27 protein-coding genes are annotated in these 20036 nt (G+C 63.8%); 13 read left to right on the top strand and 14 right to left on the bottom strand.

The features are described from left to right. The first annotated feature begins 2 nt into the window (after positions 1-2). Together KK137_RS14505 and KK137_RS14500 are read left to right on the top strand one after the other, a co-directional pair. On the top strand, positions 3-1046 hold the full coding sequence (locus KK137_RS14505; RefSeq protein WP_214537248.1) for a hypothetical protein: 1044 nt from the start codon (positions 3-5) through the stop codon (positions 1044-1046). A gap of 31 nt (positions 1047-1077) precedes the next feature. Next, positions 1078-1527 (top strand): hypothetical protein, encoded by a 450-nt coding sequence (locus KK137_RS14500; protein ID WP_214537247.1) that lies wholly within the window; start codon positions 1078-1080, stop codon positions 1525-1527. Between the two features lie 23 nt (positions 1528-1550). Here KK137_RS14500 and KK137_RS14495 read toward each other — a convergent pair whose 3' ends face one another. The 3 genes from KK137_RS14495 to KK137_RS14485 form a co-directional block, all read right to left on the bottom strand. Beyond that, positions 1551-2216 (bottom strand): RBBP9/YdeN family alpha/beta hydrolase, encoded by a 666-nt coding sequence (locus KK137_RS14495; protein WP_214537246.1) that lies wholly within the window; start codon positions 2214-2216, stop codon positions 1551-1553. A 32-nt stretch (positions 2217-2248) separates the two neighbouring features. Further along, positions 2249-2401, bottom strand: coding sequence for a hypothetical protein (locus KK137_RS14490; RefSeq protein WP_214537245.1), 153 nt, complete (start codon positions 2399-2401; stop codon positions 2249-2251). Positions 2402-2927: 526 nt separating this feature from the next. After that, positions 2928-3425 carry a DUF1097 domain-containing protein gene (locus KK137_RS14485; protein WP_214537244.1) on the bottom strand — a complete coding sequence of 166 codons (498 nt, stop codon included), beginning with the start codon at positions 3423-3425 and terminating at the stop codon, positions 2928-2930. 470 nt (positions 3426-3895) lie between these two features. Here KK137_RS14485 and KK137_RS16900 point away from each other — a divergent pair, with 470 nt between their 5' ends. Continuing rightward, positions 3896-4129, top strand: coding sequence for an SEC-C metal-binding domain-containing protein (locus KK137_RS16900; RefSeq protein WP_214537540.1), 234 nt, complete (start codon positions 3896-3898; stop codon positions 4127-4129). Positions 4130-4212: 83 nt separating this feature from the next. Here KK137_RS16900 and KK137_RS14475 read toward each other — a convergent pair whose 3' ends face one another. Together KK137_RS14475 and KK137_RS14470 are read right to left on the bottom strand one after the other, a co-directional pair. Further along, positions 4213-5067 carry a DUF3800 domain-containing protein gene (locus KK137_RS14475; RefSeq protein ID WP_214537243.1) on the bottom strand — a complete coding sequence of 285 codons (855 nt, stop codon included), beginning with the start codon at positions 5065-5067 and terminating at the stop codon, positions 4213-4215. A gap of 41 nt (positions 5068-5108) precedes the next feature. After that, on the bottom strand, positions 5109-6170 hold the full coding sequence (locus KK137_RS14470) for a ribonucleotide-diphosphate reductase subunit beta (protein ID WP_214537242.1): 1062 nt from the start codon (positions 6168-6170) through the stop codon (positions 5109-5111). A gap of 277 nt (positions 6171-6447) precedes the next feature. Between KK137_RS14470 and KK137_RS14465 the strand changes: the two genes are divergently transcribed. After that, on the top strand, positions 6448-6630 hold the full coding sequence (locus KK137_RS14465; protein WP_214537241.1) for a hypothetical protein: 183 nt from the start codon (positions 6448-6450) through the stop codon (positions 6628-6630). Between the two features lie 4 nt (positions 6631-6634). Then, positions 6635-6907: a hypothetical protein gene (locus tag KK137_RS14460; RefSeq protein WP_214537240.1), complete on the top strand. Its 273-nt coding sequence runs from the start codon at positions 6635-6637 to the stop codon at positions 6905-6907. A gap of 7 nt (positions 6908-6914) precedes the next feature. Here KK137_RS14460 and KK137_RS14455 read toward each other — a convergent pair whose 3' ends face one another. Together KK137_RS14455 and KK137_RS14450 are read right to left on the bottom strand one after the other, a co-directional pair. Continuing rightward, a complete protein-coding gene (locus KK137_RS14455) occupies positions 6915-7217 on the bottom strand; it encodes a hypothetical protein (protein WP_214537239.1) in 303 nt (100 codons plus the stop codon). A 50-nt stretch (positions 7218-7267) separates the two neighbouring features. Continuing rightward, entirely contained in the window at positions 7268-7564 is a 297-nt protein-coding gene (locus KK137_RS14450) for a hypothetical protein (protein WP_214537238.1), read from the bottom strand. A 92-nt stretch (positions 7565-7656) separates the two neighbouring features. Here KK137_RS14450 and KK137_RS14445 point away from each other — a divergent pair, with 92 nt between their 5' ends. Next, a complete protein-coding gene (locus KK137_RS14445) occupies positions 7657-7914 on the top strand; it encodes a DUF2171 domain-containing protein (protein WP_214537237.1) in 258 nt (85 codons plus the stop codon). A gap of 83 nt (positions 7915-7997) precedes the next feature. On the opposite strand, the gene KK137_RS14440 is transcribed toward KK137_RS14445, so the two are convergent. Then, a complete protein-coding gene (locus KK137_RS14440) occupies positions 7998-10049 on the bottom strand; it encodes a ribonucleoside-diphosphate reductase subunit alpha (RefSeq protein ID WP_214537236.1) in 2052 nt (683 codons plus the stop codon). 504 nt (positions 10050-10553) lie between these two features. Between KK137_RS14440 and KK137_RS14435 the strand changes: the two genes are divergently transcribed. Together KK137_RS14435 and KK137_RS14430 are read left to right on the top strand one after the other, a co-directional pair. Continuing rightward, entirely contained in the window at positions 10554-10898 is a 345-nt protein-coding gene (locus KK137_RS14435) for an iron chaperone (protein WP_214537235.1), read from the top strand. 19 nt (positions 10899-10917) lie between these two features. Next, complete coding sequence (locus tag KK137_RS14430; RefSeq protein ID WP_214537234.1) at positions 10918-11610, top strand: protein-L-isoaspartate(D-aspartate) O-methyltransferase; 693 nt, start codon at positions 10918-10920, stop codon at positions 11608-11610. Between the two features lie 3 nt (positions 11611-11613). Here the strand turns inward: KK137_RS14430 and nadB are convergent, their stop codons facing one another. The 4 genes from nadB to KK137_RS14410 all read right to left on the bottom strand — a co-directional run bounded on the left by nadB (position 11614) and on the right by KK137_RS14410 (position 15316). After that, positions 11614-13188, bottom strand: a complete 1575-nt coding sequence (nadB, locus tag KK137_RS14425) for an L-aspartate oxidase (RefSeq protein WP_214537233.1) — start codon at positions 13186-13188, stop codon at positions 11614-11616. A 98-nt stretch (positions 13189-13286) separates the two neighbouring features. Next, positions 13287-13541, bottom strand: coding sequence for a methyltransferase (locus KK137_RS14420; RefSeq protein WP_214537232.1), 255 nt, complete (start codon positions 13539-13541; stop codon positions 13287-13289). After that, complete coding sequence (locus KK137_RS14415; RefSeq protein ID WP_214537231.1) at positions 13505-14311, bottom strand: methyltransferase; 807 nt, start codon at positions 14309-14311, stop codon at positions 13505-13507. The genes KK137_RS14420 and KK137_RS14415 overlap by 37 nt, the downstream gene beginning before the upstream one ends. 63 nt (positions 14312-14374) lie before the next feature. Continuing rightward, entirely contained in the window at positions 14375-15316 is a 942-nt protein-coding gene (locus KK137_RS14410; RefSeq protein ID WP_214537230.1) for an ABC transporter ATP-binding protein, read from the bottom strand. Between the two features lie 126 nt (positions 15317-15442). Between KK137_RS14410 and KK137_RS14405 the strand changes: the two genes are divergently transcribed. From KK137_RS14405 to KK137_RS14385, 5 genes are all read left to right on the top strand, one after another. After that, positions 15443-16060: a DUF4402 domain-containing protein gene (locus KK137_RS14405; protein WP_214537229.1), complete on the top strand. Its 618-nt coding sequence runs from the start codon at positions 15443-15445 to the stop codon at positions 16058-16060. 28 nt (positions 16061-16088) lie between these two features. Further along, on the top strand, positions 16089-16646 hold the full coding sequence (locus KK137_RS14400) for a DUF4402 domain-containing protein (RefSeq protein WP_214537228.1): 558 nt from the start codon (positions 16089-16091) through the stop codon (positions 16644-16646). Between the two features lie 66 nt (positions 16647-16712). After that, positions 16713-16985: a zinc-finger domain-containing protein gene (locus KK137_RS14395; RefSeq protein ID WP_214537227.1), complete on the top strand. Its 273-nt coding sequence runs from the start codon at positions 16713-16715 to the stop codon at positions 16983-16985. A gap of 84 nt (positions 16986-17069) precedes the next feature. After that, complete coding sequence (locus tag KK137_RS14390; RefSeq protein WP_214537226.1) at positions 17070-17465, top strand: hypothetical protein; 396 nt, start codon at positions 17070-17072, stop codon at positions 17463-17465. 4 nt (positions 17466-17469) lie between these two features. Further along, positions 17470-18024 carry a DUF924 family protein gene (locus KK137_RS14385; RefSeq protein WP_214537225.1) on the top strand — a complete coding sequence of 185 codons (555 nt, stop codon included), beginning with the start codon at positions 17470-17472 and terminating at the stop codon, positions 18022-18024. Between the two features lie 7 nt (positions 18025-18031). Here the strand turns inward: KK137_RS14385 and KK137_RS14380 are convergent, their stop codons facing one another. After that, on the bottom strand, positions 18032-18343 hold the full coding sequence (locus KK137_RS14380; RefSeq protein WP_214537224.1) for a GNAT family N-acetyltransferase: 312 nt from the start codon (positions 18341-18343) through the stop codon (positions 18032-18034). A 109-nt stretch (positions 18344-18452) separates the two neighbouring features. Further along, entirely contained in the window at positions 18453-19994 is a 1542-nt protein-coding gene (locus KK137_RS14375; RefSeq protein WP_214537223.1) for a thioredoxin family protein, read from the bottom strand. Positions 19995-20036: the final 42 nt, after the last annotated feature.

The following is a 20036-nucleotide window of genomic DNA, read 5'->3' as shown; positions in this document are numbered from 1 at the left end:
CGATGAAGCTGCGCCTGCTAGCCGCCGCCCTGCCCTTGTTATTCGCTGCGCCAGCCTTTGCCGAGGACCCGGTCCCGTCGGCCAAGGACTACCCCGCTCCCCCTGCCGGCTGGAAAGTGGCTCGCACGGCATGGGGCGACCCCGACCTGCGCGGCCAATGGCCGGTCGACTACATGGCGGCAACCCCGCGCGAGCGGCCCGCCGAGCTCGGAAACCGCGCCGAATGGACCGAGGAGGAATACCAGGAACGCCTGGGCGCCGCTGAACAGCGCATCGGCCTTGAGGCAGCGCAGGATCGCGTCGGTATCCTCGGCATGGGTCATTGGCGCGAAGACGGTCGTCCGTTGTGGCAGACATCGATGATCGTCGAACCCGCCAATGGCCGCTATCCTCCGCTGACCGAGGAAGGCAAGCGGGCCGCGGCGGGCGTGAAGACCTCATGGAATACCGTCGTGTTCGACAAGATCAGCGACTTCGGCGTGTTCGACCGCTGCCTGACGCGCGGCATGCCGTCCTCAATGCTCACCGGCGCCTACAACATGGGCATCCGCGTGATGCAGAGCCCGGGCCTGGTGGTGATCGGGCTCGAGATGATCCACGAGACGCGCAAGGTTTATCTCGACGGCCGCGACGCCCCGCCGCCCGAGGTCACCGACTATCTCGGCTATTCACGCGGGCACTGGGATGGCGACACGCTGGTGATCGAGACCACCAACTTCACGCCCGGCATCTCCAACGGTCCGGCCCCGAACAGCGAGAAGATGAAAGTGATCGAGCGGCTCACGCCCGTCGGGCCCGACCAGATTCGCTACGAGGCCTGGATCGAAGACCCCGTCATGCTGACCTCGGCCTACAAGATCGACATCCCCTGGCGGCGCAATCCGGCCTACGAGTTCTACGAATACGCCTGCCACGAAGGAAATGTGCAGATCCGCGGCTACATCACCTCGACCAGCCCCCGCTTCGAAGCGCAGCGGCAGGCGAAGTGGAGCGCCCAGGGAGAAGAGGCGCCGGGGCCTCCTGAGATCGCTGTCCCGCCCGGTTGAGAGTTTCCTGCCCAATTCCTGAAAGGCTACGATGATATTCAAGTGGACCTACCACGCCAGCCGCGTGGTGTTCGGCAGCTGGTGGCTGTTCTCCGGGCTGATGCACTTCCTCTGGCCGAGCATCCAGCCGCTGGGTGACGAGCCTGCCGCGATCGCCTTTACCAAGGCGCTGATGGCAAGCGGGTTGTTCGACTGGATCAAGGTGATCGAGGTCGTGCTCGGGGTGACCATGCTGCTGAACCGCGCGATCCCGCTGACGATCGTGGCGCTGGTCCCGCTCAACATCGTGATCATCTATTGGAATTTCGTGCTCGACACCGGCGCGGTCGAATGGACCTTCGGGGCCCTGAGCATCGCGTTCAACGCGATCCTCGCCTGGCCATGGCGGCGTTATTTCTGGCCGCTGTTCGTGTGGCGCGGCGTGCCCGACTACTCATTGGAGCCGGGGTTCTCGGAGGCTGCCGGCGGGCCCCGGATTTGACCAAAGGGGGCCCGCCGCCCCCATCACCGGAGCGCGAGGGAAGGCGTTCCGGTGCCGTTTCTCGAGCGAAGCAGCGCTTCGTAGTTCCCGCCCGCCACCAGCGGCTGAAGCGCCGGGGCGACGCTGTCGCGCAGCTGGCGCAGCAGGAACAGGCCGAAGGGCCACTCGCGCAGGTTGGACTCGCTGTTGATGTGCCCGAGCCACCCCGCGTCGACGAACCGGCTTTTCCATATTCGGGCCAGACGCCGGGCGCGCCCGAAGGCGATGTAGGGATCGTCTCGGCTGGCGACGACGATCGAGGGGAACGGCAGCGACTGCTTCACCACGGGCGCGAACCGGGCGAGCCGCTCGTCGAGGCCGGGGTTTTCGACCTCCGGCGGCGCGACGAGCAGCGCGCCCTTCACCGGGCCGCTCGGATCCGGCCGCTCGTATTCGGCCCACCAGGAGACCGCGTGACAGCCCAGGCTGTGCGCGACCAGGATCACTGGCTGCCCGGCGCTATGGATGGCCAGGTTGAGCTGGTTGACCCAGGCATTGCGTTGCGGATCGTCCCACAGCCCGAGTTCGACACGGGCGCTGCCCGGCAACTGGCTTTCCCAGTGGGTCTGCCAGTGATCGGGCCCGCTATTGAACAGACCGGGCACGATCAGGAACAACGGTTCTTCCGCCTCTGGATAATTCCACAGCATGTCAGAAGCTCCTCGCTTGCCGGGGTGCATGCCTAAAGGCCGAGACGCGACCAGAACTCGGGCGCGGAGATCGATGCCACGCGCTCGACCGAGTCGGTCAGGCGACCCCACGAGGGATGGGGAAGCGGCGTGAGCGCAGCGTAGGAACTCCACTGCCGGGTGGGGATTCGATTGGTGTTGGGCATTCGTTTTCTCCTGTAGGGAGCACGAGCCCGCGTGGTCGCGTCGGTCCGTGCGCTTTAGCCGTTGGTGACGCGGAGCAAGCTGACATCGATCAAAAGCCGCGGCCTGCCTGATGCAGACAATGCCTTCTCAACCATTTCGCTTGAGAATAGGCAATAGAGAGTCGCTTAAGCGTGGCGAAGAAAAGCTAGAGCGCTTTCCCACCCTTCCGGATCATCGTGATTGCGACAAGAGGCCCGCTGGCAAGGCGCGGCGGGCGGCAGGGGCTTTACCGCCCCTGCAAGCGACGGAACGCTGTCCAGCGGGCCTCCTGTCGCAACTGCGGAGCGGCGGGCCCAAGCTGGCCCTTTGCAGCGTTGCTCGTCGGTCACGATGCTATGGCATCGCTCCCTCCTCGCGCCTTGCACTGGGCCAGTTTCGGCTCCGTCACGACGACCCGGAAGGGTGGGAAAGCGCTCTGGCCGCCCGGCTTGCAGGCCGGGCGGCTCAATGATTTCACCGGGAACGCGGCGGAAGCCGCGCTCGGATTTAGGCAGCAGCCTTCTTGGTCAGCGCGTTCGCCAGATGCTCGGAAACGAGACCGAAGATGGCGCCGATGATCACTGACACGATGGTCGGGATGATCGCCTTCTCCGGTGCCAGGTTGGCGAGCAGGATCGGACCGGCGATGGCGGCAAAGCCATAGACGCTGGCCGGGATCGTCGAAAGCAGCGACACCGCGCTGGCAAGGCAGATCACGGCAGCGCCCAGGCCGACCGCGATCGGAGCGGCGAAGTTGCCGGCGCCGGCCAGCGGGCCGCTCGCGAGCATCACGGCGACCATGCCGACCAGAGCGCCGAAGCTCATGCCGACGACGGCGGTGGTGCTGCCTTTGACACCGCCGCCGGAATGAAAGTGGCAGCCCCAGGCGATGAACGAGATCCAGACCAGACCCGGCAGGAACGTGGCCAGCGGCACGACGAACAGCCAGGTATCGAGGACGGCGAGCAAGCCCACCGACGTGGCGAGTGCGAATAATGCAGGCATGTGATGAAACTCCCCCAGAACGATGTTGTGTTTTTTCCATGGCGGCCGGGTCCCGCGACCATGAGAAGGGCCGTCCGCACCGCAGGGAAGCTAGCCGTGTTGACGTCAAAGTCCAGCGGGTGTGGGCGAGTGTTCACCGTGGGGTGGTGGCGCTGGCTTGCGCGAGCATTAGGCGAACCGCGGCGAGGGCTGCGTCTGAACTCGTTACTCGGCCCTGAGGCTACGAGGCGGTGGCGAAGGCGCCAGATGTAGTGCTGAGCCGCAGGATCCCTCTGTCCATGCGGCCACCAACCGTCAGCTCGAACCTTGCGTGACCTCGAATGACGCACTAACCGCGCCGACCTTTCAGCAAGAGGAGGCGATCATGCGCAAGTACCACGACCCCGACACGCTCCCCTGCTTTCGAGCGGACCAGCAAACGGCGTAAGGGTTACCCGAGCGAGACCCGCGTCAAACGCCGCCAGCGGACGATCAAGGGCGGCGAGATAGAGCTGCTTGAAAAGCTCGGCCGCAACGACCCTTGCCCGTGCGGCTCAGGGAAGAGCTTTCAAACGCTGCTGCCTAACCTCCGGCCGGTTTCGACGGCGCGAAGCGGAGGGACTATTGGCGGTGACCGGTTTCAGTGCGCTGAAAGCAACGGTCGATGTAACGCGGCTAACTGTGCAAAATTCGAGTCCGCCGAGAGCGGGATGGTATTGGATTAATCCAACGCACCCTATATGTAGTTTGACCCTGCGCCTTCCGAAGCCTTACGCTCTGCGAAAGGTCTCAGTAGGTTGGCGTGGGGTCACTTCCGAATCCCAGCAGCTTTTTTCGTGCGAGTTTCGTCGAGCTCGGCTTCATTCGGAACAAAGAGCCAGTGCCTGTAGACTTGGTCAAACCGATCCCGCGGACCTCCAGGTTGGCCCGTGGTAATCCCAACATTGAAGTTTGGGTAAAGCTGGAAAATCCGCTCCTTGATGGCTTGGTAGACCCGAGCCTTTGCCCGTGCGCGTTTCGTACGACGCCTGGCCGGCGGCACCGGCTTGGTGTGCTTCTCGTTCAACCGAGACTGTATGCCACCAAGAACCACATCCAGTGCTTGGAGAATGTTGTGATCCTTGGAATTCACATCCGTAATGTCGTCATGTGAGATCGAAAAGTCCGCGCGCCGCCAAATGGGATACGCCGACAACGATGAGATGTAGGTTCTGAACTGATCCAGCTTTTCGCGATTATGAGGGATGTCATCTAGTAAGACTGCCGCACTTGCGCCGTTGCCTTCGCTCGCTGCGTACCTAAGACCAAATGCGTGTTTGATGAACTGATAATACAGCAAGAAATACTCGTTCTCTTCTTGGTATTCATCGAGAAACGGAATGTGACGGTTCTGCGTGAACATGATCCGCATCTTCATATCTCCGCGCGAGATTATGTCGAAAACGGCATTCACAAAGTCAATGTACTTCTCGACGTAAGGCTCCGTCACCCGTTGCCACTTCATTTCGCCGGCAAAAATATGCAAACGATCCTTCACCGATTGCAGTTCATCGTGAAGCGCCTTCTGCTTGGACGCTTCAATCAGCACACCACCATAGAAATGCGAATAGAAGCGGCCTTTGGAATCGGACTCGTCACAATAGATGATATACCGGCGCGTCATTGCAGAAACGCTTAGAAATCAATCCTGTACCGGACGCAAGATCACTCCGCCGCCTGCACCCCCGGCGTCTCGCCAAACAGGCCCGGCTCATCCCCCACGCCCTCTTCGTTCGCCGCAACGGTCTTCGCCTTGTTGCGGTTGTCGAAGCTCGACCACACGTCGTTCCAGTTCCCGCGGGTCGCGGCCTTGGAGTACTCGGTGGCGCGCGTCTCGAAGAAGTTGGCGTGCTCCACGCCGTTGAGCAGCGGGGCGAGCCAGGGGAGGGGGTGGTCGTCGACCATGTAGATCGCCGGCAGGCCGAGCTGGCCGAGGCGCCAGTCGGCGATGTAGCGGATGTACTTCTTGATCTCCTTCGCCGTCATGCCGGGCACCGGGCCCTGCTCGAACGCGAGGTCGATGAAGTTGTCTTCCAGGCGCACCGTCTTCTGGCAGGCGTCGATGATGTCTTCCTTGACCGCCTTGGTCAGGCAGCCGCGTTCGGCGCAGAAGGCGTGGAACAGGCGGGTGATGCCTTCGCAGTGCAGGCTCTCGTCACGCACCGACCAGCTGACGATCTGACCCATGCCCTTCATCTTGTTGAAGCGCGGGAAGTTCATCAGCATGGCGAAGCTGGCGAACAGCTGCAGCCCTTCGGTAAAGCCGCCGAACATGGCCAGCGTGCGGGCAATGTCCTCGTCGCTGTCGACGCCGAATTCCTGCAGGTAATCGTGCTTGGCCTTCATCTCCTCGTACTCGAGGAACATGCCGTATTCGCTTTCCGGCATGCCGATCGTGTCGAGCAGGTGGCTGTAGGCGGCAATGTGCACCGTCTCCATGTTGGAGAAGGCGGCGAGCATCATCTTGATCTCGGTCGGCTTGAACACGCGGCCGTACTTTTCGTGGTAGCAGTCCTGCACCTCGACGTCGGCCTGGGTAAAGAAGCGGAATATCTGCGTCAGCAGGTTCCGCTCGTGATCCGAGAGCTTCTGCGCCCAGTCGCGGCAGTCTTCGCCCAGAGGCACTTCCTCCGGCATCCAGTGGATCTGCTGCTGGCGCTTCCAGAACTCGTAGGCCCAGGGGTATTCGAAGGGCTTGTAGGTCTTGCGTGCTTCGAGCAGCGACATCTTGTGGTCTCCGTTGGCCGATCGGCGAACCTCCTACATAGGGAATCATGGCACCGATTCGATAGCAAGGGACAAAATTAGAGCCGGGGATAACCGGTTGATTTCGGTACCCGCGCGGCGACGGGCGCGGCTGGGGCCAGCAATTCCAATCCGCGTCGGCACTTGGCCGGCCGAGCTTGCCCAACAGCAAGTTTGGAACCGACTCCCGCCCAACCGCATTGATCCTTCGCCCGCCGATCTATTCGGCCGGTTGCGCTTGCAAGGAGGCAAGCGGGCGATGTGGACCTTACACAAGCAGCAACAGCAACGGGGCGTACAGCTCCGCACGCGCAAATCCGGAGAGGCTCCGGTCGAAGCGGTCAAGGACCGCGAGGCGCAGGATCACGAACAGGCCGGCATGGCCCGACCGAAAGCGAGCAAGGCGGAGTTAGACACTCTGCCGCTTCCGGAAGGAAAGTAGGGCCGTGGGCCAGGAGAGGCGGCGCGATTCGCGCAAGGTGCCGCGAGATCGGCATCGCGCGCCGGGCGAAGTTCCGCTCTCCCGCGCGCCCCAGCAACAACAGGCCGGTGAAGCCGAGCTCTACCAGGACGAACGGGGCGGGGAAATCGAACCCACCGTGGCCATCGAACAACAGCAGCAACAAAGCTCCGCCACGCATCGGCGGCAGGCCGAAGCGCAGGACGACGACATGCCCTCCGCGCCCAACGATCCGGGGCGTTACGACCGCAACGACTGACGAAAGACTAGCGGCTGAAGTTCTTGAAGCGTCGCTGGATCTCAAGAATGATCAGGAGCGGCGTCGACCACAGCCAGGTCATCAACGACGATTCCACCCAACCCCGCCCTTCCGGCAGACGGATCGAGCATTCGTAGACATCGAGAAAGTCCTTCGGCTGGCAGGCCGAGGGCCAATAGGCGCGCGAGAACAGCAGAAAACCGAGCGCGAACCAGCCGGCCTGGGCCAGGTAGAGCGCGAAATAGCGGCTCATGCCCAGATCGGCATAACCGTGATGATGCGGAGTCTTTCTGATCTTCTTCGCGGTCATGCTCGCATGCATGCTCCCGGAATGGTTGAAAATTCGCTAAGATCGGAGCCTCAGGATCGGCTTTTGCGGCCCTTCGAGCTGAAGTGCGTTCCTCCGCCCAGCACAGTGATGCCGAGGAAGAAGCCGAAGTCGTACCAGCCGCCGTTGTTCGGCACCGAGTAGACCGCGATCTTCGGGTCGAACAGCGAACCGATCCAGGCGAACGGGAACACGAAACCGTGCCACAGGCCCCAGAGGAAGCCCGGCGTCTCCGCACTGTGCTGGACCGTTTCCGGAACCTGCCGCGCGCAGGCGGCGAGCAGGAGGATGAGGCCGGTCAGGGCAACGACGCGGACGGTACGGGTCATCGACTTTCCTCTCATTTTTCCGGATTCGCACCGGGCCTGAACCCTTTCGCCCGTTCGTACGTTTCCTCGGTCTATCCAGCAGGAGAGTACCCATGGCCGACGCAAGTGCAATCAGGGAACACATGGAGGTTATTGGCGCCGACGGAGCGCATGTGGGCACAGTCGACAAGGTCGAAGGCGACCGCATCAAGCTGACTCGCCAACAGGAGGCCGTCGAAGGCCACGAAGGGCCGCACGACGGGCATCATCACTATGTGTCGATTGGACTGGTGGCGGATGTCGAAGGCGACCAGGTGCGGCTTAGCGCGACCGGCGCGAATGCCGTGACGTTCGAGGAAGAGGGGGACTGAGTCCTCGGCCCAGCTAAACGAAAGGAGGCGCCAATCGCGATTGGCGCCTCTTCTCTATTTGCCGTGAATTCTCGCTACCCATTTCACTGGCAGGCGAGGCATTCCTCGTAGTCGGTCTGCGCCGCGCTCAGTTCATACTTCGGCGCGTCGGCGGTGTTGTCCGCTTCCACGCCGCCGGCAAAGCCCGCGCGCTGCACGCTCTTGCTGCGGAGGTAGTAGAGCGACTTGATGCCCTTCTCCCACGCCTGGAAGTGCAGCATCATCAGGTCCCACTTGTCGACGTCGGCCGGGATGAACAGGTTCAAGCTCTGCGCCTGGTCGATGAACGGCGAGCGGTCGGCGGCGAATTCGAGCAGCCAGCGCTGGTCGATCTCGAAGCTGGTCTTGTAGACCGCCTTTTCCTCGACGGTCAGGAAGTCCAGGTGCTGGACCGATCCGCCCTTCTCGAGGATCGAGTTCCACACGTTGGTCGAATCCTTGCTCTTCGAAGCTAGCAGCTTCTGCAGGTAAGGGTTCTTGACCACGAAGCTGCCCGAGAGCGTCTTGTGGGTGTAGATGTTGGCCGGGATCGGCTCGATGCAGGCGCTGGTGCCGCCGCAGATGATGCTGATCGAAGCGGTCGGCGCGATCGCCATCTTGCAGCTGAAGCGCTCCATCACGCCCTGCTCGGCCGCGTCGGGGCAGGCGCCGCGTTCTTCGGCGAGCACCATCGAGGCCTCGTTGGCCTTGGCCGAGATGTGCTTGAACATCTTGAGGTTCCAGACCTTGGCCATCGGGCTTTCGAAGCCGATGCCCTTGGACTGCAGGAACGAGTGGAAGCCCATCACGCCCATGCCGACGCTGCGTTCGCGCATGGCCGAATACTTGGCCCGCGCCATCGCCGAAGGGGCGCGGTCGATGTAGTCCTGCAGCACGTTGTCGAGGAAGCGCATGACGTCCTCGATAAAGGTCTTGTCGCCGTTCCACTCATCCCATGATTCGAGGTTGAGCGAGCTGAGGCAGCAGACCGCAGTGCGATCATTGCCGAGGTGGTCGCGGCCGGTCGGCAGAGTGATTTCCGAGCACAGGTTCGAAGTCGAGACCTTGAGGCCGAGCTCGCGGTGATGCTTCGGCATCATCCGGTTCACGGTGTCGGAGAAGACGATGTAGGGTTCGCCGGTGGCCAGCCGGGTTTCGACCAGCTTCTGGAACAGGCTGCGCGCGTCGACCGTGGCGCGGACCGAGCCGTCCTTGGGGCTGGTCAGCTGCCATTCCGAACCCGAGCGCACCGCTTCCATGAAGGCGTCGGAAATCAGCACGCCGTGGTGCAGGTTGAGCGCCTTGCGATTGAAGTCGCCCGACGGCTTACGGATCTCGAGGAATTCCTCGATCTCAGGATGGCTGACGTCGAGATAGCAAGCGGCCGAACCACGGCGCAGCGAGCCCTGTGAAATGGCCAGCGTGAGGCTGTCCATCACCCGCACGAACGGGATGATGCCGCTGGTCTTGCCGTTGAGGCCGACCGGTTCGCCGATCCCGCGCACGTTGCCCCAGTAGGTGCCGATGCCGCCGCCGCGGCTGGCGAGCCAGACGTTCTCGTTCCAGGTGTTGACGATGCCTTCGAGGCTGTCGTCCACGGAGTTGAGGTAGCAGCTGATCGGCAAGCCGCGCCCCGTGCCGCCGTTCGACAGCACTGGCGTGGCTGGCATGAACCACAGCTTCGAGATGTAGTCGTAAAGCCGCTGGGCATGCTCCTGATCGTCGGCGTAGCAATCGGCGACGCGGGCGAAGAGGTCCTGGTAGCTTTCACCGGGCAACAGGTAGCGGTCGGTAAGGGTGTCCTTGCCGAACTCGGTCAGCAGCTCATCGCGCGAGGTGTCGGTCACCACGTCGAAGCGACGCGGATTGACCGATTTGGAATCGCCGACCGAATTTTCCGCGGCCTTCGCGGCTTCCGCCACGGCACCAGCCATCGCCGCCGCGGCCACGTCGGCTACCAGTTCGTCGGTCCCTGCGTCCTTGCGATCCATGTCCACCGCCTTGGCCTGAGCCCTGCTGTCCTTGCCGCCATCAGCCGGGGCGTCGAGCTCCAGCGTGGCCGAATTTCCGTTGTCGCCAAGACCCATCGCCGCGTCGTCCCCGTTCCGAAATTCCATGCTCTGCAGCCCCCTGGCAAATGTCTGACCACCCCGACCCCAAACGTCTTGCGAACGCTTGAGGCCCAACCGATGTTCCGCATGTGTTCGAATCGGTGGCTCGCCCCCAACCTATCAATTCGCATGCGGCGGCAGGGAAAAACTTATCCCCCGACCTGTGCCCGGCCGGGGTTGCGAATGGGTCCCGGAACACTTCGAATCCGAAACTTGCCGACGCTTTTCAGCGCGTTTCGGATATCTAGGTATTGTGGGTACCCTCTACAACCCAACCACAATCCATAGTGAATCGAACCGGATTCCCACGCAAGAGGGATAAAGCCGAATGGAGCCAGGGGCATGGCAAAAAACGCCACTGTGTTGACTGCGCAATACAGTGCGACGCGCGGTCAAAGCGCCACTGGTGTCCGGCGCAAGATGCAAAATGACTCTGTCGAAAAAAATCTGTGCGTTGCGCGGCTTTGAATCTTTAGAATCCGCCAGCGCAATCTTGCAGCAGTACGGCTTATGAAAACGCACGAGGATTACCTGGCGACTTGCCCGCCCGACTCGCGAGAGCGCATCGAGGCGGTTCGCGCGGAGGCTGAGCGGCGTGTGCCCGGAACCGAGCGATGCATCGCTTACCAGATGCCGGCGCTGCGCAAGGGGCGGGTGTTCTTCTATGTCGCCGCGTTCAAGAAGCACCTCGGCATCTACCCGCCCGTCAAGACGCCCGAGGCGCTTGTGCAGGCACTGGCGCCCTGGCGCGGCCCCAAGGGCAACCTCGCCTTTCCGCATTCCGAGCCCTTGCCGCTCGACCTCATAGGCCGTGTCGCGGAGGCCCTGGCCGAACAATACGCGAAACCGGGATAGCGACAGGAACGAGTCCCGCGTGACGCGTTCCCTTCCTATGAAGCCGTTGACCGAAGAGCACCTGGCCATCCTGCGCCGGCACATGGTCGAAATCGTCGAGATGCATTTCGACCTCGCCGGTGACGAGACGGAGGGTCGTACGCTGGATCCCGAGCTCCGGCGCGCGCTGATGGCTGTGCCGCGCCACCTGTTCGTTCCCACGACAATGATCCTCGCCTGCTATCAGGATAGCCCGGTACCGATCGGCTTCGCCAAGACGCTGTCGCAACCCTTCATCGGGGCGCTGATGCTCGACTTGCTTGGAGTGAGGCCCGGCATGCGGGTGCTCGAAGTAGGGACCGGGCTCGGCTACCAGGCCGCGGTCATGGCCGACATCGGCGCCACCGTGTTCAGCGTGGAGGTGGTCGAGGAATTCGCCGAACTGGCCGAAGCCCGCTTCAACGCCCTTGGGTACGACGTAAACGTACGAGTGGGCGACGGCTCTCGCGGGTGGGCCGAACATGCGCCGTTCGACGCGGTGCTGGTCACCGCGGCCGCGGCCAAGCCGCCACAGGACTTGGTGGACCAGTTGCAGCCCGGAGGCACCATGGTCCTGCCGCTCGGTGGAGAAGAGGTCCAGCAGCTTACGGTGATCGAGAAGACGGCTGACGGCGAAACCAAGGTGCATCCCGGCATGGCCGTGCGCTTCACCCAGCTTGAACTGGCTGGCTGAAGCCTAAGGCACCAGGACCGTGTCTCTCGCCACCGGGTCAGTCTGCGGATAGTCGAGGGTGTAGTGCAACCCCCGGCTCTCGTGACGCTTGAGCGCGCTCTGGACGATCAGGTCGGCGCACTGGAGCAGGTTGCGCAGCTCGATCAGGTCGGTCGTGACGCGGAAATGGCCGTAATAGTCGCCGACCTCATCATAGAGCAGCTTGATCCGGTGCGCGGCGCGTTCGAGGCGCTTCGTGGTGCGCACAATGCCGACGTAGTTCCACATGAACCGGCGGATTTCGGTCCAGTTCTGTTTGATGATCACTTCCTCGTCGGAATCGGTGACCCGGCTTTCGTCCCACTCGCGGATGGACGGCGGTGCGTCGAGATTGTCCCAGCAGCGGAGAATATCCTGTGCCGCGGCTTCGCCGAACACGAAGCATTCGAGCAGACTGTTGGAAGCGAGGCGGTTCGCCCCGTGGAGCCCGCTCTCGGTGCATTCGCCCGCGGCCCACAGGCCCGGCAGGTCGGTGCGCGCGTCGAGGCCGATCAACACCCCGCCGCACGTATAGTGCTGCGCCGGGACCACCGGGATCGGCTGCGTGGTCATGTCGATGCCCAGGGCAAGCAACTTCTCATGGATTGTCGGGAAGTGTCCCGTGACAAACTCGGCCGGCATATGGCTGATGTCCAGATGGACGTAATCCAGGCCGAAGCGCTTGATCTGGTCGTCGATCGCTCGCGCCACCACGTCGCGCGGGGCGAGTTCGGCCCGTTCGTCGTAGTCGGGCATGAAGCGGTGGCCGGTGTGCGGGTGCTTTAGCTGCCCGCCTTCGCCCCGCACCGCCTCAGTGATCAGGAAGTTCTTGACCTCGAGGTTGTAGAGGCAGGTCGGGTGGAACTGCATCATCTCCATGTTGGAGACGCGGCACCCCGCGCGCCAGGCCATGGCAATACCGTCACCGGTGGCGCCCCTCGGCGCGGTAGAGAACTGGTAGACCCGCCCCGCTCCGCCCGAGGCCAAGATGGTCGCCCGCGCGGTGTAGGCTTCTACCTTCCCTGTCGCTGTGTCGAGCGCGTAGGCGCCCCAGACACGGCCTGAACCCGAGTAACGCTCTTCGTGCCGCCCGGTGATGAGGTCGATGCAGCTCCTGTCAGGCAGGAGCGTGATGTTGGGATTTTCCTCCGCCGCCTTGAGCAGCGCGGCCTGAACCGCCCACCCCGTGGCGTCGTTCACGTGGACGATACGGCGGTGCGAATGCCCGCCCTCGCGCGTAAGGTGCAGGCCGGCGCCGTCGGAGTTGAACGGAACACCCAGCCCGACCAGACGCTCGATCGCCTGGGGCGCGTGCTCGATGACGAATTCGACTGTCTCGCGCCGGTTGAGCCCGGCCCCGGCCACCATCGTGTCGCGAATATGCTCCTCGAAGGTATCCCCCGCGTCGAGCACCGCGGCGATCCCGCCCTGGGCCCAGGCCGTCGAGCCGCTGGTTAACGGCCCCTTGGCCAGCACCAGCACTTTGTGCTTCGTCGCCAGCGACAGCGCCGCGGTGAGCCCGGCCGCTCCTGAGCCGATAATGAGGACGTCGTGGGTCATAACCGCTCGCTCATAAGGCGGCGTTCTGTGATCGCAATTGGCGCGTTTGGGAAGGTGCTATCTCACACCGCAGCAGCGCGCCGGTCAGGCCGCCGGCTTCAGGCCCGGACCGCTTCGACCACATTCACTGCAGACTGAGTGGGCACTACCCGGGTCATGCGAAAACCGCTGGCGGCGAGCAGCGCCTCGTACTCGCTGGACGTTCGTTCCTGCCCGCCGGGCGCGCAGAGCATCATCATGTCGAGGAGCTTGCCGGGATGCGGTTCATCGCCTTCTGGCAGGATCATCTCCACGATCAGCACTTTGCCATCCGGCTTCATCGCGCGATGGCAATGCCAAGGATGGTGGCGCATTCCTGCTCGTCCCAATCATGGATGATATGCGACATCAGATAAGCGTCGTAGCCTTCGGGCACCCCCTCGAAGAAGCTGCCGCCCTGGACCGCAACCCGGTCCGCCACGCCGAACTTGCCGAGCAGCGCGGGCGCATCGGCGACCACGTGGGGCAGATCGTAGAGCACGCCCGTCACGCCTTGGTGGCGGGAAAGAATATGGCCGAGCATGTTGCCCGAAGCGCCGCCGACATCGACCAGCGAGCCTATGCCGGAGAAGTCATAGGCCTGGGCCACAGCCGGAGGTTCGGTGCCGTGAATGCCGACCATTATCTCGCTGAACAAGCTCGGGAGGCCGGGCGTTTCCATAATGTGTTCGAACAAGCCCTTGCCATAGTGCTTCTCGAAGCCCGGCTCGCCCGTCTTGAGCGAGTAATCGAGGTTCTCCCAGGCGGGGCTGACCAACTTGCCGATCAAGCCGATGATGGTCGACCGGGCAAAGCCGGGCGCCCCGGTCTTGAGCGCTTCGCCCATTGAAGTCAGCGCATAACGGCGCGGCCCCACTTCGGTGAGGATGCCCATGCCGGTGAGCGTGCGCAGGAAACGGCGGAAGGTGGGCCCGTGCAAACCCAGTTCGCCGGCCAACTCGTCGGCATCGCGCGGCCCTGAGGCGAAGTTGTCCGCCAGGCCCATTTCGGCGGTCTGCCTGAGCACCTGGCTCGCCCAGTACCCCCAGGCGATTTCCAGTAGCTTGACGACTTCGGGCGGCGTTTCGAGGTCACGGCTTGCCATTGCGAATCCCCTCCGCAGCGCGACCTGGAATGGGACTAGCGATCAAGCGGCAAATGCGAAAGCCTAGAGGACGGTTGCGTTGCTCGTCAGCTGGACGAAAACATCCTCGAGGTCCGCCTCGCGGGTGGTCACGTCCTCGATCGCATAGCCATGCTGCTGGACCAGCGCGAGCACCTGTCCGGCGCTGCTCTTGTCGCGGTCATAGGTGATCTCGACCGTTCTGGGATCGAGCACCTCGGCCTTGAGGAAAGCGAGTTCCATCGGCGGCCCGGCAAGGTCCTTGTCGACGGTGATGCGGACTATCTTCTCCCGCGCCATGCCCACCAATTCGCGCGTCGGCTTGTTGGCGATCAGCTCGCCGTTACCGATGATCGCAATGCGATCGCACAACTGCTCGGCTTCCTCGAGGTAGTGCGTGGTGAGAACCACGGTCACGCCTTCGGAATTGAGCTCACTCACCAGCTCCCACAACTGGCGGCGCAGTTCCACATCGACGCCCGCGGTCGGCTCGTCGAGCACCAGGATCGGCGGCGAATGGACCATCGCCTTGGCGATCAGCAGCCGCCGCTTCATCCCGCCCGAGAGCGAGCGCGAGTAGGCGTCGCGCTTGTCGGCGAGGTGGACGGCGCGGAGCAGTTCCTCCGAGCGGCGCAAGTGCTTGGCCACGCCGTACATGCCCGACTGGTTCTCCAGCACCTCGAACGGGGTGAAGAAGGGGTCGAACACGATCTCCTGCGGCACGATGCCGATGCACATCTTGGCATTGCGGTGATCGCGATCGATGTCGTGGCCCCAAATGCGGATCGAACCACTGGTCTTCATCACCAGGCCGGCCATGATGTTGATCAGGGTGGACTTCCCCGCGCCGTTCGGGCCGAGCAGGCCGAATATGCCGCCTTCGGGTACGTCGAAGCTAACGCCCTTCAGCGCCAGCTTGGGCGGCGCGTCGCCTTGCGCGGCGTATTCCTTGACGAGATCGCGGATTTCGATCGCTGCATCGGGCATTTGCGGCCCTTAGAGCCTGTCCCCTTGCGATGGAAGAGCGGCGATGGGGCAGCGGGCCGGACGTGGGCTGCCACTGATCGTTAACGCAGCGCTAACCCTGTTTCGAGCGACCGCCTTCATGGCTTGGTGACTAGAACCTTACCGATGGGGTTGGGGAATCTCACTAGGGCGCGCCTTGATCGGCGAGAGGCCAGGCTTCGGCGGGCAGCCTGTGCGCTGCTCGCCGGTTTTGCGCTGGCCCTGCCGCTCCCGGCGCTGGCGCAAAGCGCCACCGGGCGGGCGGACGCCCAGGCCACGCTCTTCCGGCCGGGCACCGTGATCAAGCTGGCCGACATGGATTTCGGGGACATCGCCAAGCCCTTGGCTGCCGGAACCGTCGTGATCCCCGCGACCAATTCGGGCAACTGCACCACGACTGGCGGGATTATTCACAGCGGGGCTTGCGAGTCGGCCTATTTCCGAGGCGACCTGGGCTTCCTCAATACTGTGGTCATCACCAAACCCGTCGGGGGGCAGATCTTCCTGGCCGGACCGAGCGGCGCGACCATGCGCGTCAACAACTTCACGTTCGGAAGCGAGACCGGAATGTGGCTGACCAGTTCCAGTTCCACGCAGCAGCGTTATCTCGTGGTCGATCTCGGTGGCATTTTCACGTTCCGCATGGGCGGAACCCTCAACGTCGCGGCCAACCAGCGGGCCGGCGTTTACCAGGGCACCTACGCGCTGGACATCAACTATAACTAGGCGCCGCGCGCCTGACGCCGTCGGTATGGTGATAGGGACTTCCCACAAGATTGGCCTGGCAGCGCTAGCTTTGGCCGCGCCGCTGTCCGCGCTCGCTCAGGCAAGCGGCGCGGCGACTGCGACAGCTGAAGCCGCCATTCTCGACCCGGGAACGGTCGTAAAGACCGCCGACATGAACTTCGGCCAGATCGCCAAACCGGCAAGCGCAGGCACTGTCGTGCTCGTGCCGACTGCCTCCGCGACCTGCAACGTGACCGGCGGCCTCGTCCGCACCGGCACCTGCCAACCGGCCGAATTCACGGTGATGGGCCAGAAGCAGGGCCGCGTCCGCATGCGCGAACAGAACGGCGGGATCATCACCCTGCTTGGGCCTGGCGGCGCGACGATGCAGGTGACGAACATCACCCTGAGTACGACAGACCTCACGCCGATCAACGGCGCCGGCGGATGGAATCTCGGGCGTCACGAGATCACCTCTAACAACGGAACGGCCCGCTTCCGGATCGGCGGGACGCTGCACGTCAATGCCAATCAGCAGGGCGGGGCCTACAACGGTACGCTGCAGCTCGAAGTGAACTTCAACTGACCTTTCCGGCGGAGCCGCTTCGTGGCGGATTGCGGGAAACGGCCGACACAGCTAAGCGCGGCGGCGATGGAAAACGTCCCCGAAACCACTCTGGTCGATGCTCCGCGAGTATGGTGCGACGGCGCCGGCGACATTCGCGGCGGTGCCAACTATCGCCCGGCCGCGCTGGGCCACCCGCGCGTCTACATGCAGATTGACGAACTCGGCTACGTTGACTGCGGCTATTGCGACCGCCGCTTTATCCTGCGTGGCGGTCCAGCGGAGCGTGGCATTCACGAAATCGGCGTGGGCGACTTGCCCGAATCGGACGAAGTGCCGGGCGGCTCGGTCAACCCCTGATCGCCTCCGGCCGCCTCGATGCTTGACCGGTCAGGCGCGGTTCACCACATCTGTCGCATGATCCCGCCGATAGGGAGATTGCAGATGAAGACCTTTGCCATGATCCTCGCCGGCGCCGCACTGGCTCTCACGGGCGCCACGGCGGCCTCGGCCGAGACGCGCCAGGAGAAGAACGAAGCCCGTCTGGCGAAGATGCTCGAAGGCCGCGTCGCCGGCGAACCGACCTCTTGCATCATGACGCTGCGCAGCAGCACCGACCTGAAGGTGATCGACTATGTCGGCATCGTCTACGACGCGGGCGACACGATCTGGGTCTCGCGGCCCAACGATCCCCGGTCGCTGAGTTGGACCGATATTCCGATCTTCGATCGCTTCGGCAGCCAGCTCTGCAAGCAGGATATCACGCGCACGATCGACCAGAGCGGCCGTTTTACCGGCGTCGTGTTCATGAGCGACTTCGTCCCCTACCGGAAGGGCTAAGGGCTTGGCCGCAGGGCGTACGCGCTGGGCGGCCGAGCTGCTCCACTTCTGGTTTCACAAGCTGGCGCCCACCGACTGGTTCCAGCCGGATGCCCAGGTCGACAACGCCCTGCGCAACCGCTTCGAACGTGACCTCCAGTCTCTCGGCAACCGGCCCGCGAGCGAATTCCTCACCGATCCTCGCAGTGCGCTGGCCGCCGTCCTGCTGTTCGACCAGGTTCCGCGCAATCTCTATCGCGGCACACCTCGGGCCTTTGCCTATGACGGGCTCGCTCGCGCCATTTCCGAAGGTGCCCGCGCCCGCGGGTGGGACGAGCCGCTCTCCCTCGTCGAACGCCAATTCCTCTACATGCCCCTGATGCATAGCGAGCACATCGCCGATCAACTGGAGTGCCTGGCGGTATTCTCCACCCTGGGGCACCGCTACGGAATGCCGTTCGCGCGCAGGCATTACAGGATGATCGCACGCTTCGGCCGATTCCCTCATCGCAACAAGGTGCTGGGACGCAAGACCACGCCTGCGGAGGAAAGGGCAGTGAGGTCCGGTTTCGCCTGGTAAGGCGGGTCTAGAGTTCGCGCGCCAACCGCACGCTCGTCTTTTCGTAACCCAGCCGCTCGTAGAATCGATGAGCCTCGGTACGCCTCACGTGGCTGGTGACTTCGACCATGTAGCAGCCCTGTGCTGCCAGCGCCTCTTCCGCGGCCCGCACCAGTAGCGCGCCAAGGCCACGGCTGCGCAGCGCTTCGTCCACGACCATCATTGAGATCCGGCCAACCGGGGCGGGCCGATGCAGCACTCGCATGACCGACGTGGTGAGGCAGCCCGCCACCTCACCTTCGAGCTCCGCGACGAGCACGATGCGTCCGTCGGTTTCCATGAGGCCGAGGCGATCGGCGACCTCCGCCGCCGTGGCATCGTAGCCGAGCTGGCCGATCAGGCGCGCAAGGCCAACGGCGTCACGCGCCTCGGCGACCCGGATGACCGGGTCAGGCAGCTTTCGACCAGGAGTTGCACGCCGCCGCTTGCGAGCCTTGACCGGCGCAGGCCGTAGCCATCTTCGTCCGCAACTGGGAAAGGATGTCCGCGCCGTCGTGCGCCTCGCTCCATTCGCGCAGCTTGTCGCCCCAGGCAGCGAGCTTGACGCGGGTTCGCTGGTAATAACTGTCGGGGCTCTTGCTCAGCTCGGCGATCACCGCCTCGCCGCTCTTGGCGACGGCCGCCTCGTCTTCAGGCGTGAGGCGCAGGACCGCGTTCGAGTAGAGGATCGCCCACTGGACCCGCGTGGCCGGACCTTGCGCGGCCTCGTAGGCCTTGCGCGCCCACTCGACGGCGGCGGCCTTGTCGCCTTCCTTCTCGGCGAAGTCGGACAGGCTGCTCATGTAGTAGTAGGGTTGGTTCGAGCGCTCGAGTTCGGCGGTCAGCAACTTCTTCGCCCCGGCGCGATCGCCCGCGTCGAACAGCAGGTATGCGGCGGAATCGATTACCGACTGGCGGGAGATCTTGTCGGTCGCGGTCTTGTCGGCCCAGGCGGCACGCTCGCGCACCTTGGCCAGCAGGCTTGCGGGGATGGGACCATTGGCGGTGGCCAGCGCGACATCGATGTTCAGCGCTTCGACCCGCTCGGTCAGCGATAGCTTCTCGTTGGCGTAGATCGCATCGCCGGCAGCGATGAGCTTGCCGGTGAGTTCTTCGCGCTTGGGCGACTTCGGGAGGGCGGTCACAAGCGCGGGGGCGTCGTGCGTCAGCTCCTGTCCGTTGGCCATGATCTCGCCCGGGCTTGAGAGGATCGGCGTCAGTTTTTCGCCCACGCGGGCCTGCTGCGCCGCGTCAAGCGCGACTTTTCCGTCATCACCTTCCTCTGCCTGGACCGCGAGCGCCAGCAGCCCGAAGCGGCGCTGAAGCGCGGGTTCGGGCGCGGCGGCGGCCAGTTGGTCGAGCAACTTTCCGGTCTTGGCGTCGTCTGCAAAATGCCGCGGGTCGTTACGCCAGTCGAACCCGGCGAGAATGCGCCAGTCGTCGGCGTCGAGACTGGCGGTGTCGGTCTGGGCCTTCTCCAGCAGAGCCTCGATCGAGGTTGTCCGGCCGGCGGCGACCTGCAGCAAGTCCGGCAGTTCATTGGCCATGGTGGCGCTGGATATGCGGGTGATCTCGGTCCCGTCGGGCCGCAGCACGATCACTGTCGGATAACCGCTGATGCCGAACCGTTCGCCCCAGCGCTGCGCGTCCTTGGTATCGCCATCGAGGTAGACGGGGACGAATTTCTGCGTCTCGGCAATGAAGTCGGGATCCTTGAACAGGGTCGCCTTCATCTGGTTGCAGGGAGGACACCAGACCGCGCCCCAGTAGAGGATAACCGGCTTGCCGCTCTCCTTGGCCTCCGCCAGCGCGTCGTCGACATCGCCTTCGCGCCAGGCGATCTCTTTCGCTTGAGCAGAGGCGACAGGAGCGTCGGTTTGACCGCAACTCGCCAGCGCAGGGACGAGCGCAAGGGTCAGGGCAGTCGCGAAGATTGGGGCAGCGATCCGCATGGAATTCCTTTCAGAACCCAATTCTGGGGTGGCCTAGCGGCC

Origin of the sequence: Croceibacterium selenioxidans, from assembly GCF_018599195.1 — a bacterium.
Taxonomy (GTDB): domain Bacteria; phylum Pseudomonadota; class Alphaproteobacteria; order Sphingomonadales; family Sphingomonadaceae; genus Croceibacterium_A; species Croceibacterium_A selenioxidans.
This window is presented reverse-complemented; position numbering and strand designations above follow the sequence as displayed.